Annotated in this window: 13 protein-coding genes; 10 read left to right on the forward strand and 3 right to left on the reverse strand. The window is 71.7% G+C overall.

Annotated elements, in window-relative coordinates; genetic code table 11:
- Positions 1-105: 105 nt before the first annotated feature.
- The 4 genes from GWK61_RS08400 to GWK61_RS08415 all read left to right on the forward strand — a co-directional run bounded on the left by GWK61_RS08400 (position 106) and on the right by GWK61_RS08415 (position 2,621).
- Complete coding sequence (locus GWK61_RS08400) at positions 106-783, forward strand: Crp/Fnr family transcriptional regulator (protein ID WP_194906774.1); 678 nt, start codon at positions 106-108, stop codon at positions 781-783.
- A 407-nt stretch (positions 784-1,190) separates the two neighbouring features.
- A complete protein-coding gene (locus tag GWK61_RS08405; protein ID WP_194906776.1) occupies positions 1,191-2,021 on the forward strand; it encodes a hypothetical protein in 831 nt (276 codons plus the stop codon).
- Positions 2,005-2,361 carry a PadR family transcriptional regulator gene (locus tag GWK61_RS08410; RefSeq protein ID WP_194906778.1) on the forward strand — a complete coding sequence of 119 codons (357 nt, stop codon included), beginning with the start codon at positions 2,005-2,007 and terminating at the stop codon, positions 2,359-2,361. The genes GWK61_RS08405 and GWK61_RS08410 overlap by 17 nt, the downstream gene beginning before the upstream one ends.
- On the forward strand, positions 2,358-2,621 hold the full coding sequence (locus GWK61_RS08415) for a hypothetical protein (RefSeq protein ID WP_194906780.1): 264 nt from the start codon (positions 2,358-2,360) through the stop codon (positions 2,619-2,621). Before GWK61_RS08410 ends, GWK61_RS08415 begins: the two co-directional genes overlap by 4 nt.
- A 111-nt stretch (positions 2,622-2,732) precedes the next feature.
- Here the strand turns inward: GWK61_RS08415 and GWK61_RS08420 are convergent, their stop codons facing one another.
- From GWK61_RS08420 to GWK61_RS08430, 3 genes are all read right to left on the reverse strand, one after another.
- Positions 2,733-3,947: a DUF5667 domain-containing protein gene (locus tag GWK61_RS08420; RefSeq protein ID WP_194906782.1), complete on the reverse strand. Its 1,215-nt coding sequence runs from the start codon at positions 3,945-3,947 to the stop codon at positions 2,733-2,735.
- A 255-nt stretch (positions 3,948-4,202) separates the two neighbouring features.
- Complete coding sequence (locus GWK61_RS59365) at positions 4,203-4,949, reverse strand: ECF subfamily RNA polymerase sigma factor, BldN family (RefSeq protein ID WP_194906866.1); 747 nt, start codon at positions 4,947-4,949, stop codon at positions 4,203-4,205.
- Between the two features lie 434 nt (positions 4,950-5,383).
- Positions 5,384-6,181: an HAD family hydrolase gene (locus GWK61_RS08430; RefSeq protein ID WP_194906784.1), complete on the reverse strand. Its 798-nt coding sequence runs from the start codon at positions 6,179-6,181 to the stop codon at positions 5,384-5,386.
- 70 nt (positions 6,182-6,251) lie between these two features.
- Between GWK61_RS08430 and GWK61_RS08435 the strand changes: the two genes are divergently transcribed.
- From GWK61_RS08435 to GWK61_RS08460, 6 genes are all read left to right on the forward strand, one after another.
- Positions 6,252-6,539, forward strand: a complete 288-nt coding sequence (locus GWK61_RS08435; RefSeq protein ID WP_194906867.1) for a glutaredoxin family protein — start codon at positions 6,252-6,254, stop codon at positions 6,537-6,539.
- A 333-nt stretch (positions 6,540-6,872) separates the two neighbouring features.
- Positions 6,873-7,715, forward strand: a complete 843-nt coding sequence (locus GWK61_RS08440) for a redox-sensing transcriptional repressor Rex (RefSeq protein ID WP_194906785.1) — start codon at positions 6,873-6,875, stop codon at positions 7,713-7,715.
- On the forward strand, positions 7,712-9,034 hold the full coding sequence (locus tag GWK61_RS08445) for a glutamyl-tRNA reductase (RefSeq protein ID WP_194906786.1): 1,323 nt from the start codon (positions 7,712-7,714) through the stop codon (positions 9,032-9,034). Before GWK61_RS08440 ends, GWK61_RS08445 begins: the two co-directional genes overlap by 4 nt.
- Complete coding sequence (gene hemC, locus GWK61_RS08450) at positions 9,031-9,984, forward strand: hydroxymethylbilane synthase (RefSeq protein WP_194906788.1); 954 nt, start codon at positions 9,031-9,033, stop codon at positions 9,982-9,984. Before GWK61_RS08445 ends, hemC begins: the two co-directional genes overlap by 4 nt.
- A complete protein-coding gene (locus GWK61_RS08455; protein WP_323747467.1) occupies positions 9,981-11,768 on the forward strand; it encodes a uroporphyrinogen-III synthase in 1,788 nt (595 codons plus the stop codon). The genes hemC and GWK61_RS08455 overlap by 4 nt, the downstream gene beginning before the upstream one ends.
- A gap of 76 nt (positions 11,769-11,844) precedes the next feature.
- Positions 11,845-12,303: a DUF5709 domain-containing protein gene (locus GWK61_RS08460; protein ID WP_194906790.1), complete on the forward strand. Its 459-nt coding sequence runs from the start codon at positions 11,845-11,847 to the stop codon at positions 12,301-12,303.
- The last annotated feature ends 14 nt before the right edge of the window (positions 12,304-12,317 follow it).

A 12,317-nucleotide genomic window follows, 5' to 3' on the forward strand; every position in this document is an offset into this window, starting at 1 on the left:
GCCGGGGGGATACACGGGGTCACGGGGGCACAATCGTACGCGGCGGAGGCGCCATTCCTCAGGCCGAGCTTTGCCTGCGGGCCGGGCTCGGCTAGTTTGCGGGGAATGGCGCGCGACGAAGACGGCTGCAGGTTCTGGGATCTCCTCGACGCTTTGGCGGCCGAGGAGATCCGTGCACGGACCGTCTACCAGGTGTTCCGGACCGGCGATTCGCTGACCGGCGAGGGGGAGGACACACATCGCGTGTTCTTCATCCAGTCCGGGTGGGTCTCGGTGATCCAGCACAGCACCGTCGGGGCCACCCGGATCCTCGCGGTCCGCGGCCCCGGGGACGTGGTGGGGGAGCTGGCCAGCCTGTCCGACCGGCCGCGCAGCGCCACCGTCCGGGCCCGCAGCACCGTCGAGGCGCGCGGGATGAGCGGCGAGGCCTTCATCGACCTCGCCGAACGCACCCCCTCCATAGCCCGGGCGCTCTTCCGCATCCTCGCCGACCGGCTCCACGACGCCGACCGCCACCGCACCCAGCTGCACGGCTCCGTGGCCCTCGGCGCGGTCGCCGACAAGCTCCTGGAGATCCACTCCTACGCCGGCAGCGGTCAGGACCGGCCGGTGTTCACCCAGGAGGAGATCGCCTGCTGGGCCGGGGTCAGCGTGCCGGCCCTCGCACGCTCCCTGCGCACGCTCCGGGAAGCCGGCGTCATCCGCAGCGCCCGGCAGCGCATCATCGTGCTCGACGAAAAAGCGCTGGGCGTGGTCGCACAAAACGGTCGAGTCGCTGACTGATAACTATCCAGCAACGCTCTGCGGGCATCCGCGGGGACGTTCGCCTCTCGCCCGCCTCGGGCACAGTTCGCGGCGCGTACTTGTGACTTCGTGAAACCGCATGTGCGGGTCCTGGGAAGCCCGGGTTTGTCAGTGCCGACCGATAGCTTTATTTCCGAACGGATCCGTTTCCGCACTAGTGAAAACACCGGTGCGGAGATCTTGCGCATCGGAGTATCTTGCGATACATGTCGGGGGGCTCGGAGGGTCGTCATCAAGGGCCTGTTCTCATGAATCCGTCGCTGGAACCGCGTAGTCGCGCTGGTAGGACGCCGCGCAGCTTCCACGGGCGGTATGCGCAACCGATCAGCCACCAACCACTTCCCCAAGCCGTCGCCAATCTCCCCACCCACCGGTCGATCGTCGTCGTGGACGTGGTCTCGTTCACGCGGCCGGACAGGGACAACGTCGATCAGTTGGCTATTCGCGCCGCGCTTTACGACACGCTGCGCGACGCATTCGAGGATTCCGGAATCCCGTGGCGGCAGACCGTCCGGGAGGACCGCGGCGACGGCGTGCTCATCTTCGTCTCCGCCGAGGTCTCCAAGGTCCTGCTGCTCGGCCCGATGCCGGCGCGGCTGGCCGAACTGCTCGAGCGCGGCAACACCGGGCGCACCACGCGCCAGCGGTTCCGGCTGCGGGTGGCGGTGCACGCCGGAGAGGTGCACCACGACGCGCACGGCTACGCCGGGTACGACGTCAACCTGGCCTTCCGCCTGGTCGACGCCCGGCCGCTGCGCGAGGCGATGGAGCACAGCGCGGCGGCCGTGGGGCTGGTCGTGTCCGAGGGCGTGCACGACGGGGTGCTGCGCCACGGCTACGGCGGCCTGGACGCCGCGGCTTTCGAGCAGGTCCGGGTACAGGTGAAGTCCGCCGACGTGCCCGGCTGGATCCAGCTGTTCGCCAGCGGTGCGGTGCTGCCGGTGCCGCGCCAGGTGGCGCGGTCGGTTCCGGGGACGGAGCCGGACGGCGGGAGCGGGAACGGAGACGGACTGGGAGGTGGGCTCGGGAGCGGGATCGGACGCGGCGACGAGGGACCGGTGGCGGTCCTGCTCGCCGACGAGGCCTCGCTGCTGGACGAACTGGCCGGGCTCGGGGTGCGCACCGTGGTCCTGGTCGGCGGGGCGGCCGGACTGGCGGCCGGGCTTGCCCCGATAGTTCGACAGCCGATATATGTCGACCATGAGTTCATCGAGTAGCCGGACGGAGCAGACGTTCCAGATCCTCACCGCGCTCGTCGACGGACCCCTGCACGGTTACGGGATCATCCAGGAAGTGGGCCGCTTGTCGGACGGCCGGACCAGGTTGCGCGTGGGCACGCTCTACGGCGCCCTGGACCGGCTGTCCGGCGAGGGTCTGCTGGTCCTGGACCGCGAGGAGACGGTCTCCGGGCGTCTGCGGCGCTACTACCGCCTCACCGACGCCGGTGCGCAGGTGCTCGCCGAGGAGGCGGAGCGGATGGCTCGGCAGGCTGCGGTGGCGCTCGGACGGCTGAAGAGGCGGGGGACGCCCCGTGCGTCCCTGGGAGGGACGGCATGAGCGGCGGGCAGGAAGACCGGGGCGGGCAAGGCGAACACAGCGACAGCGAACACAGCGAAGGGCTTGAGCGGCGCTATAGAAGGCTTCTGCGCATACTGCCGAAGCCCTATAGGGAGGCGCGCGCAGAGGAACTCCTCAGCGTGCTGATGGAAACCTCCGCGCAGAGGCGCCGGTGGCCCGAGGTCCGAGAGGCGTTGAGGGCCGTGATCAAGGAGTGGCTCACCGAGCGTGGCGGGCGGCCGCCGGTTCCGATCGGCTGACCGCCGCGGAAGAACGGGGGGCCGGAGGGACCGGGTGCTGCCGCACCCGGTCCCTCCGGCATCGTGGCTCGCTTCTCGGGCCAGGCCTCAGCCCGGCCCTCGGGCCAGGCCTCAGTTCGGGTTCGGGTCCGTGTTCGGCGTCCCGGTGGTCGTCGGCCCGGTGGCCGGCGCCGTGTTCCCGAGCGTGATCCCGATCGGCGGCAGCCCGCTGATCAGCGGCGGCACCGTGACCGTGGTGTCGGTGGAGCCGATCGGGACCTGCAGGTGCACGCTCGACGGGTCGCTGGACGGGGTGCCGCTCGGCGTCGTGGCGGGGCCGCCGGAGTCGGTGCCGGTCGGGCCGGCGGAGCTCGGCGTGTGCGGGCCCGGCGCGGCGTGCGAGGGCGACGGCGTGCCGGTCGGCGTCGGGCTGGTCGACGGGCTCCCGCGGTGCGAGGTGGAGTCCGCGCTGGTCGGGTGCTGCTCGGCCGCGCGCTGCTTGTCCAGGTTCGCCTGCGCGACCACCAGCCGGGAGTGCAGCCCGTCCATCAGCGCCACCAGGCGGCGCGCCTCGTCCTGGGTGTCCGGGGCCAGCAGCGTCTCCAGGTCCTGGACCTGCGGCTCGTAGGTGTCCAGGAAGTTCTGCAGGTTGGCCAGCGCCTCGGCGTTCCCGGACTCGGCCAGCGGCGCCAGCAGCTGGCCGGCGCTGTCCACGTCCTTGTACAGGTTGTCCGTGGTCTCGGCGATGAGCTTGCTGGTGTCCGAGCCGTCCACGTTCGAGTCGTGCCGGCCCAGCAGCTTGTGGATCTCCTCCAGGCGGGTCTTGGCCTGCCCGAGGTACTGCTCGCCGCGCTCCAGGTCGGAACCGGAGACCGAGACCCGCATGTTCTCCAGACCGCGCTTGACGCCGTACAGCGGATCGCCCGGCAGCGCGCTGGACGCCGCCCACGCCACTCCGCCCAGGCCCCCGGACAGCACGCCGACCGCGACCCCGCCGCCGATCAGCCGCCGCCGCCACGGTCCCCGGCCCCGGGCCAGCACGTCGCCGTCGCCCGGCCCGCCGTCCACGTCGGCGTTGAACAGGACCTGGAAGTCGCGGTGCAGACGCGCCCCGAGCTGCTCGCGGAACTCCGGCCGCGCCGTCGGGGCGTGGAGCCGGCCCTCGTCGATGACGCTCTCGACCACCCGCAGCATCGCCGTGAGCTCCGGATCGCCCTTCAGGACTGCTGACCTAGGCGGCGGGATCAGCGTGGCGACACCCGAGCCGCCGTCCCGCGAGCCGTCGAGGCCGTCGAGCAGCGTGGCGAACTGCTCGGCCCGCTGGCGCTCGCCGAATGCTGCGGCCATGTGTCTTCCTTCCTGTCCCGTACGCAGGGAAGCCCCAACCGTCGCCCACCGCCGCCCAGCCGTCAGGTGACGATGCTCGCCGCAGTGTTAGACACCGACAGACGACAAAGGTTGTGCCCCCGGCTTCCACCGGCATGTCTTTCGGCCCTTCATTCACCCTTCAGAGTGAGTTGTTGGACCGCTACCGGGAAAACGACCGTCCCAGTTTGATGGTTACGGCGTGTCCCGCATACGGGTGGTCCGCGTTTAGGAGTATTAGAGGGCTTCCGCGGGCAGCAATCGCGCTAACGTACGAACAGCGCGGTACTGGAGCGTCTTGATCGCCCCCTCGTTCTTCCCCATGATGTCGGCCGTTTCCGCCACCGACAGCCCCTGCAGGAAACGCAGCGTGACGCATTCGCGCTGCTGGTCGTTGAGCCGGTGGACGGCGTCCAGCAGCGCCTCGTTCGACAGGTGCTCCAGCACCGAGTCCTCCGGGGAGGCCTCGACCTCGTTGGAGTCGAGCATCTCGCCGGTGGAGACCTCCATGCGGTGCCGGCTGGACTTGAAGTGGTCGGCGACCAGGTTGCGGGCGATGGTCACCAGCCAGGCCCCGAAGTCCCGGCCCTGCCAGCTGAAGGTGGTGATGCGGCGCAGCGCGCGGACGAAGGTCTCGCTGGTCAGGTCCTCGGCCAGGGCCCGGGTGGAGACGCGGTAGTAGATGTACCGGAAGACGGTGTCGCAGTAGATGCGGTAGAGCTCGCCGAAGGCGTCGGCGCTGCCCTCCTGCGCCTGGTGGACCAGGTGGACCATGGCCTCGGACTCGCCGTCGCCGGCGACCGGTCCGCCGGGCCGGTCCGCGGCGCCGGACCCGGAGCCGCCGCCGTGCCGCGCGCCGCCGGAGCGGGTGCCGGCCGCGTGCGCGCCGCGCCCGCCGCCCTCTCCGGCCACGACCCGGATCGCCTCGCGCAGCATGAGCAGGCCGCGCTCCTGGCGGTCCAGCAGGGGTGCCGGCACCGGCATCGGCACATGCGTGGACAGCACCTGCGTGGACAGCGCGCCGGTGCCGGCGAACGGGTCGCCCCCCACCTTCGTGCTGTAGCCGTTGAGTCCGAAGTTGTCCCGGTACACGTGTCTCCCGTGGCTCGGTTCTTTAGCGGGCCTGGTTCGCTCTTTGAGAAGCCTCTTAGTAGCAGAGTGTTCCGCCTCGATCACCGATCGTAGGGTTCACCATCGTACGTAATGAGGGTGGACCCGTGCGGGTGATTCCGGCTATTACACCCACAGGAAACACCCTCCTGTACAGGAAGTCCGGTTTAGGTCCGCTCACTGGACCACGTGTGTCCGCAGGACTTTAGAGGACTTCGAGGGGTCCTGTGCAAGGGTTGCGCAGGGGACCTTCGGGAGGTCGGAGCCCCTGTGCCCATCAATAGACGGACAGTAACGACCCGTCGCTCTCAGTCGCGGTCGCCGGACCAGTGTGCCGCAGCCGCGGCCGCTCCGGCAGCAACTGCGCCGACCGCCGCGGCGGCGCCGGCGACCGGCACCTTCCGGGTGTGGCGCGTCGTCCGGTAGTCGACTATCGCCCAGTCGTGATGCCGCGCGTGTCGCCGCAGGGCGCGGTCCGGGTTCACGGCGACCGGATGTCCGACCAGCGACAGCAGCGGCAGATCGTTCGCGGAGTCGCTGTAGGCGTAGCTGTGCGCCAGGTCCAGGCCGCGCTCGCGGGCCAGCCTGGCGACCTCGTGGGCCTTGTCCGGACCGTGCAGCAGCGGGCCGGCGATGCGGCCGGTGTAGCGGCCGTCCACGGACTCCGGCCGGGTCCCCAGCGCGCCGGTCAGCCCGAGCCGGCGGGCGATCACCTGGGCCAGCTCGAGCGGCGCGGCCGTGACCAGCCACACCTCTTTGCCGTTGAGCAGGTGCGCCTCGCTCAGGGCGCGGGTGCCGGGCCAGATCTTGTCCGAGAGGTAGTCGTCGAACACCGACTCGCAGATCTTCTCCATCCGGGCCACTTCCTGGCCCTTGACGAAGTCCAGCGCGTGCTCCTGCACGTCGTCCAGCAGCCCGGACTGTTCACCGAAGACCCGGAAACGGACCTGGCGCAGGGCGTGGCCGGCGATCTCGCGCTTGCTCACCATGCCGTGCGCGGTCAGGCCGCGGGCGAGATGGAAGAGGGAGGCGCCCTGGACCAGTGTGTTGTCCAGGTCGAAGAACGCCGCGGAGTGCACAGTGCGCCCAGCAGTCTCGGTGCCCATGGGGCCAAGCCTAAGCCCCCTGCGTGACCGTCAGATGTCGAGTGCGTGTTCTCCGTAGGCTTTTGCCGTGATAAGACTCCGCAAGCGCTCCGGCGGCACCCCCGTGACCGTGACCCTCGTCGGCAAGCCCGGTTGTCATCTGTGTGACGACGCGCGCGTGACCGTCCAGGCCGTGGCCGCCGAGACCGGCGCCGCCGTCGAGGAACTGGACATCACCGCCGAGGACTTCGACCCGGCTCTGAAAGCGGAATACTGGGAACAGATCCCCGTCACTTTGGTGAACGGCAGGCGACACGACTTCTGGCGGGTCGACGCGGACCGTCTCCGCAAGGCGATCGCCCAGGCCGCCAGGGGCTGACTCGGGGCCGCGCGGGCCCGGTGGAAGCCTCTGGAGCAGAGTGATCCACGGCACTGCCGTGCCCGGTTTGGTAACTATTCGGCCTTCAGTTGTGCCGACAATTGGGGCATCTGGCCATCTGGTGACCGCCGGGACTTTGTGCGTGCGTTCACAAACGCCTATCGTGCATGACGAGAGGAACATGCGCGCAAACGCGGCGCGGACGCCTCTCGGGCCAGCGTGGCCCGGGCACCCGCCGAGGGGCCCGAGGCTCGCGGTGGTGTGAGCTCCACCACGGGGACACTGATCCACAGCACGACGGCAACGCCGAGCGCGAGCGCGATGAGGAGCAGCGTGGCCAGCACGAGCAACAACGCGTCGGGCGGCACCGGTTCGGACTCCCGTTCCGGCAACGGATCCTCGCTGCGCTCGCACCGGCAGGGCATCCCGGAGGCCACGGTCGCGCGCCTCCCGGTCTACCTGCGAGCCCTGATAAGCATGCAGGAGCGGGGGATCATCACGGTCTCCAGCGAGGAGCTCGCGGTCTCGGCGGGGGTCAACTCCGCCAAGCTCCGCAAGGACTTCTCCTACCTGGGCTCCTACGGCACCCGCGGCGTCGGGTACGAGGTGTCCTTCCTCGTCTACCAGATCTCCCGCGAACTCGGCCTGACCCAGGACTGGGCCGTGGCCATCATCGGCATCGGCAACCTGGGCCACGCCCTGGCCAACTACGGAGGGTTCGCCTCCCGCGGCTTCCGGGTGGCGGCCCTGTTCGACGCGGACCCCGCCCTCACCGGCTCGGTGGTGGCCGGGGTGCGTGTCCGGCATACGGACGAACTGGAATCGGCGATCCGCGGCCTTGGAATCTCGATCTTCGTGATCTCCACCCCCGCCCCCGCCGCCCAGGACGTCGCCGACCGTCTGGTCGCGGCCGGGATCACCTCGATCCTGAACTTCGCCCCGGTGGTCTTGAACGTGCCCGAGGGGGTGGACGTGCGCAAGGTGGACCTGTCCATCGAGCTGCAGATCCTCGCCTTCCATGAGCAGCGCAAGGGCGGGCACGCGCTGCCGCAGGCCGGCGAGGAGCCGGCGGCCTCCGACGGCGGCGGGAAGACCGCCGGCGGACCGGCCGCGAGCGCCCCGCCCGACCGATCAGCGCTCGACCCTTCCTTGATCGACACCGGGATCCCCTCGTGAGCCTTCTAGCCGTAGGACTGTCCCACCGGTCCGCACCCCACGCGCTCCTGGAGCGCGCGGCCCTGAGCACCGAGCGCACCGGCAAACTCCTGGCCGACCTCGCCGCGTCGCCGAACGTGCACGAGGCCGCGGCCCTGGCCACCTGCAACCGCATCGAGGTCTACGCCGGCGTCGACAAGTTCCATGCCGCGGTGACCGAGATCACCGAACTGCTCTGCTCGCACACCGGCGTCGAGCCCGGCGAGCTGACCCAGCACCTGTACGTGCACTACGACAACCGCGCGGTGCAGCACCTGTTCACCGTCGCCTGCGGCCTGGACTCGATGGTGGTCGGCGAGCCGCAGATCCTCGGCCAGATCCGCACCGCGCTGGCCACCGCCCAGGACCACGGCACCGCCGGGCGCGCGCTGAACGACGCGATGCAGCAGGCGCTGCGGGTCGGCAAGCGCGCGCACAGCGAGACCGGCCTGGACCGGGCCGGGCAGTCGGTGGTGTCGGTCGCGCTGGACGCCGCCTACCAGGCGCTCGACGGCGACGGCCCGAACGACCTGCGGGTGCTGATCATCGGGGCCGGCTCGATGGCGGCGCTGGCCGCCGCGTCACTGAATCGCGCCGGGGTTCGTCATATGGTCGTGGCGAATCGGACCGAGGAGCGAGCCGAGCATCTGGCGGCGCAGTACGGCGGCGTCGCGGTGCCGATGGCCGAGATCGTGCCGGCGCTCGGCGAGGCCGACCTGGTGGTCGCCTGCACCGGCGCGCCCGGGCACGTGATCACCGGCGAGATGCTGAACCGAGCCGCGCACAGCCACCCGGTGGCGCTGGTCGACCTGGCGCTGCCGCGCGACGTCGACCCGGCGGTGCGCGAGCTGGCCGGGGTGCACGTCGTGGACCTGGAGCGGGTCGCCGAGGACGGCAGCGCGCAGGCCGCGGGCGCCGCGCAGGAGATAGCCGCGGTCCGCGACCTGGTGCTCGACGAGGTCGAGGCGTACGCCGCCGCGCAGCGCGCGGAGGCCGTCGCGCCGACCGTCGCGGCGCTGCGGGTGATGGCCGCCGACGTGGTCCGCGCCGAACTGGAGCGGCTGCGCGGCAAGACCCCGGCCCTGAGCGACAAGGACCGCGCCGAGGTCGAGCGGACCGTGCGGCGCGTCGTCGACAAACTTCTCCACGTGCCCACGGTGCGTGTGAAACAGCTCGCCGGCGCGCCCGGCGGGTCCTCCTACGCCGAGGCGCTGCGTGAGCTCTTCGGCCTCGATCCGGCCTCGGTGGAGGCCGTCAGCGCGGCGAACGCCGCGGGCACGACGAATGAGGTGTCAGCATGAGCGGGACTCCGGCGGACCAAGGATCGCCAGCGCCCGGTCCCGGCGGGGCGTTACGGCTGGGCACGCGCGCCAGCGCCCTGGCCCTGGCCCAGTCCGGGATGGTCGCCGAGGCGTTGACCGCGGCCACCGGGCGCTCCGTGGAGCTCGTCCACGTGACCACCTACGGGGACACCTCGCGCGAGGCCCTGTCCGTGATCGGCGGGACCGGCGTGTTCGTCAACGCCCTGCGGGACGCGCTGTACGCGGATGAGATCGACTTCGCGGTGCACTCGCTCAAGGACCTGCCGACCGCGGCGCCCGAGGGCCTGCACCTGGCGGCGGTGACCGAGCGCGCGGCGGTGAACGACGCGCTGGTGGCGCGGGACGGCCTGAAGTTGGCCGACCTGCCCGCCGGGGCGAAGGTCGGGACCGGCGCGGCGCGCCGGATGGCGCTGCTGAGGATGATCCGGCCGGACCTGGAGGTCGTGCCGATCCGCGGCAACGTCGACACCCGGGTGAAGCACGTGAGCTCCGGCACCCTGGACGCGGTCGTGGTGGCGCTGGCCGGACTGCAGCGGCTGGGCCGCGCCGAGGAGGCCACCGAGGTCTTCGGACCCGACGTGATGCTGCCCTCGCCGGGGCAGGGCGCGCTGGCCGTGGAGTGCAGGGACGACGAGCTGGCCGGTGTGCTCGCGGTGCTGGACGCGCCGCTCACCCGGGCCGCGGTGGTCGCCGAGCGCACGATGCTGGCGGTGCTGGAGGCCGGGTGCTCGGCTCCGGTGGGCGGCCACGCGGTCGTCTCCGATGACAACGTTTTGTCGTTGACCGGCCTGGTTGCTACCGTCAGCGGGTCCCGCGGCCTGCGGCTTTCCGACAGCGGAGCGGTGTCCGAGCCGGAGGCCCTGGGACGGCGGGTGGCCGAGGCGCTGCTCGCCGAGGGCGCGGCCGAGCTGATGGAGGCCGGCGCGTGACGGAGCTGGTGAAGGTACTCGAAGTCCTGGAGGGCGCCGGAGGCGGCGTCCGGGGGGTTTCCGCGCAAGATGAGAAGACGGACGGTGGGGGTGAGGCAGGCATGGTGACGACTACTCAGCGAGGTTCGGCCTCTGCGCTCGATACCTGTGCGACGACGGCGCTTCTGGCCTTCGTCGGTGCCGGCCCCGGGGACCCGGAGCTGCTGACCCTGCGCGCGGTGACGCTGTTGCAGGGCGCTGACGTGATCGCCGCCGAGGCCGGGCTGCTGGCGCGGCTGGCCACCCACCTGAACCCGGACGCCACCCTGGTGCCGGTGGTGGAGAGCGAGCGCGGCGAGCTGGGCGAGCTCGGGGACGCGACGGTGTCGCTGACCCCGGCCTCGCGGATGAAGAACCTGCTGACCGAGGTCTCCGCCGGCCGCCGGGTGGTGCGCCTGACCTCCGGCGACCCGGGCCTGTCCGGCGTGGTGGCGGCCGAGGCCGCGCTGTGCGCCAAGGCCGGCGTGGTCTACGAGATCGTCCCCGGCGTCGCGGTCTCCACCGCGGTGCCGCTGTACGCCGGCATCCCGCTGGGCCGCTCCTCGGGCCAGGGCGGCATCCGGATCCGGTCGCTGGCCGACGTCGCGGACTCGGCCGGCAAGCCCGGCGCCGGACCGCTCGGCGCGCACGAGACCCTGGTGATGGTGGGCCCGGCGCACCTGCTGGAGGCGGCCGCGGCCGCGCTGCAGGCGACCGGTCTGGCCAAGGCGACCACCCCGGTCGCGGTGACCGCCGACGGCTCGATGACCACCCAGCGCACGGTGGGCTCCACCCTGGCCCGGGTCGCGATCGAGGCCTCGGCGCTGATCGCGGCCGGCGGCGAGGTGGTCGTGGTGGTCGGCGCCGCCGTGGCCGACCGGGCCGCGCTGTCCTGGTACGAGACCAAGCCGCTGTTCGGCTGGAAGGTCCTGGTGCCGCGGACCAAGGAGCAGGCCGAGGGCCTGTCCAACCGGCTGCGCACCTACGGCGCGGTCTCGCACGAGGTGCCGACCATCGCCGTGGAGCCGCCGCGCACCCCGCAGCAGATGGAGCGGGCCGTCAAGGGCCTGGTGACCGGCCGCTACGAGTGGGTCGCGTTCACGTCGCAGAACGCTGTGAAGGCGATCCGCGAGAAGTTCGAGGAGTACGGCCTGGACGCCCGGGCGTTCGCCGGGATAAAGGTCGCGGCGGTCGGCGAGCAGACGGCGCAGGCCCTGGTGGCCTTCGGCGTGCAGCCGGACCTGGTGCCCTCCGGCGACCAGTCGGCGGCCGGGCTGCTGGAGGACTTCCCGGCCTACGACCCGGTCTTCGACCCGATCGAGCGGGTCTTCCTGCCGCGGGCCGACATCGCCACCGACACGCTCATCGCCGGCCTGATCGAGCTGGGCTGGGAGGTGGACGACGTGACCGCCTACCGCACGGTGCGCGCCGCGCCGCCGCCGGCCGAGGTCCGGGAGGCGATCAAGGGCGGCGGCTTCGACGCGGTCCTGTTCACCTCCTCCTCCACGGTCCGCAACCTGGTCGGCATCGCCGGCAAGCCGCACGCGGCGACCGTGATCGCCTGCATCGGCCCGCAGACCGCGAAGACCGCCGAGGAGCACGGCCTGCGCGTGGACGTCATGGCGCCCTCGGCGTCGGTGACCGCGCTGGCCGACGCGCTGGCCGCGTTCGGCGAGACCCGGCGGCTCTCGGCGCTGACCGCCGGCGAGCCGCTGTACCGGCCCTCCGAGCGCAGGCCAGGCGGACGGCGGCGGTCCGCGCGCTGATCTCGCGCTGATCTCGTGCCGGGCTCGCCGCGGCGATGAGTTGCGCCCGTGGGGCGGAAGTGGTCAGGTAGTCGCTATGAGCAGTGGCTTCGCGGACGACGTCTATTTGCCGCAGCCGGATCCGGACGCCCAGGATCCGCTGGAGCAGTTGGACGGCTCCGACACGTTGATCCCGGGCCCTGACGAACTGGACACCGGCTACTCCCCGCCGGAGCGGCCGATGGCGCTGCGCGACTCGGAGACCATGGACGAGCGCCTGGCCGAGGAGAACCCCGACGTCGAGGACCTGCCGGAGGACTGGGACGGGCTCGGCGACTACGCCGGCGGCGACGGCGAGCTGCTGGGCGACCAGGTCGGCGGCCGGCGGTCCGGCCGGCTGGTGGCGCCGGACGAGGGCTCGCACTCCGGGGGCAACGCCGATCTGTCGGCGCAGGACGTCGGGATCGACGGCGGTGCGGCCTCGGCTGAGGAGGCCGCGATGCACCTGGTCGACGACGAGGAACTGGACGAGGAGTTCGACGACGCCGTCGACTGAGCTGTGCCGGACTG

The organism is Catenulispora rubra (genome assembly GCF_015356825.1).
GTDB classification, from domain to species: Bacteria; Actinomycetota; Actinomycetes; order Streptomycetales; family Catenulisporaceae; genus Catenulispora; species Catenulispora rubra.